The 1675-nt window shown below is 69.5% G+C and carries 2 protein-coding genes; one reads left to right on the top strand and one right to left on the bottom strand.

Annotation, left to right across the window (positions count from 1 at the left end; genetic code table 11):
• Positions 1–144 precede the first annotated feature (144 nt).
• Positions 145–1062: an IS5 family transposase gene (locus tag ACZ6R9_RS33765; protein WP_465542601.1), complete on the top strand. Its 918-nt coding sequence runs from the start codon at positions 145–147 to the stop codon at positions 1060–1062.
• Here the strand turns inward: ACZ6R9_RS33765 and ACZ6R9_RS33760 are convergent.
• Entirely contained in the window at positions 1019–1564 is a 546-nt protein-coding gene (locus tag ACZ6R9_RS33760; protein WP_465542599.1) for a hypothetical protein, read from the bottom strand. The two genes, ACZ6R9_RS33765 and ACZ6R9_RS33760, sit on opposite strands and share 44 nt — an antisense overlap.
• Between the last annotated feature and the right edge of the window lie 111 nt (positions 1565–1675).

Genomic DNA, 1675 nt, shown 5'->3' with positions numbered 1-1675 from the left:
AGTGGCTGTTGTCGTTCCGATCTTGAGGGGTGCTGGTCGAACGGGAGTCTCGATCGGGTGAGTATGACGGCCGGCGCGCATGAAAGCAGGGCCTCTTGGTAGCTCGAAGGGTGTCTACGCCAAAGAGCAGTCCAGGAGGCCCTGTTGTCGCAGTTCTACGGCATCGCGGGAGCGGGGTCCACTTCGGTCACTCTCGCGTGTGACTGCCTGGCACACCGGTTCGGGAACGCCACCGACCACGGGATCCGTGAGCGCCGCTACCCGACGGACATGTCCGAGGCGGAGTGGGCGGTGGTGCGGCCGCTGCTGCCGGTGCCGGGCTGGCTGCGGGGCCGGGGCGGGCAGCCGGAGGTGTACTGCCACCGCGCCATACTGGATGCGATCCGCTACCTGGTCGACAACGGAACGAAGTGGCGGGCCATGCCGGCCGACTTCCCGCCGTGGGACCGGGTCTACGCGTTCTTCCGCCGCTGGCGCGACCACGGCCTGGTCAAGGAGTTCCACGACCGGCTCCGTCGCAAGGTCCGCGAGCAGGCCGGGCGGGATGCGGAGCCGAGCGCCGGCGTGATCGACTCCCAGTCCCTCAAGGCGGACACCGTCGTCGGCGCCGACAGCCGGGGCTTCGACGGCGGCAAGCTGATCAACGGCCGCAAACGGCACGCCGTGGTCGACACCCTCGGCCTGCTGCTGGCAGTGATGGTCACCTCGGCAGACATCGGGGACCGCGCGGCCGCGCAGGTCCTGCTCGCCCAGGTCGCCGCCGCGCATCACCGGCTGGCGCTGGTCTGGGCCGACGGAGGCTACACCGGCAGCCTCGTCGAGCACGGCCTCGCCGTCCTCGCCCTGGTCCTGGCCATCGTCAAGCGCAGTGACGACATGCGCGGCTTCGTCGTGCTTCCCAAGCGCTGGATCGTGGAGCGGTTCTTCGCCCACCTGATGCGAAGCCGCCGCCTCGTGCGGGACTTCGAGCGATCCACCAGCAGCGCGGAGGCGATGGTCTACTGGTCGATGACGCAGCTCATGACCCGGCGCCTTGCCCGGTCACGCTCTTCGCGAGCGTGAACCGGCCCGGCGCCGGCTCGGCCAGCCACCCGCGCGCTGTCAGCCGCTTCGCCTTCGACCGCAACGCCTCGATCTTCGCGGGCACCGGGTCCAGGCCGAAGCAGCCGGCCATCTCCTGGCAGGTCAGCGGACCTTGACCGAGCCGGTTGCGGTCCGCGAGAGCCTGCACGATGCGTTGGTAGTCCGCCGACAGTGCCGACCAGGCCAGACCCGCACGCCACATCGGCACCACCGATTTCGGCTTCGCCGCCTCCGAAGATGCGTGCGGCACCGGCGGTTCACCACGATCCGACGGCTCCTCGGCGGCATCCGGCTCGGCGGCGTCTCCTTCGCCCCGGGACAACACCTCGCCGACGCGTGAACGGGCGATGACCCACTCACTCCACTCCCGCTCGGCCACGACCAGCTCGGCCTGGATACGGTCCGCCTCCTCCCGCAGCGCGTCCACACGACGGCGAGCGGTCAGCTCACGCTCTTCCAGCAGCCCAACGACCGACGGCATCCCGACCTCCACCAGAGCGACAACATGACACGCCACCACTCCCCGAGACCACCGACCCTATGCCTGAACAGCGGAAACGCAGCTCTCAAGCCCGGAAAGACAACAGCCACT

It is taken from the genome of Kitasatospora sp. NPDC048662 (genome assembly GCF_055587065.1).
This window is presented reverse-complemented; position numbering and strand designations above follow the sequence as displayed.

Bases quoted from the DNA above. Each gene is read 5' to 3' on its own strand.
- ACZ6R9_RS33760 (WP_465542599.1), bottom strand. From the start codon at position 1,564: ATGCCGTCGGTCGTTGGGCTGCTGGAAGAGCGTGAGCTGACCGCTCGC.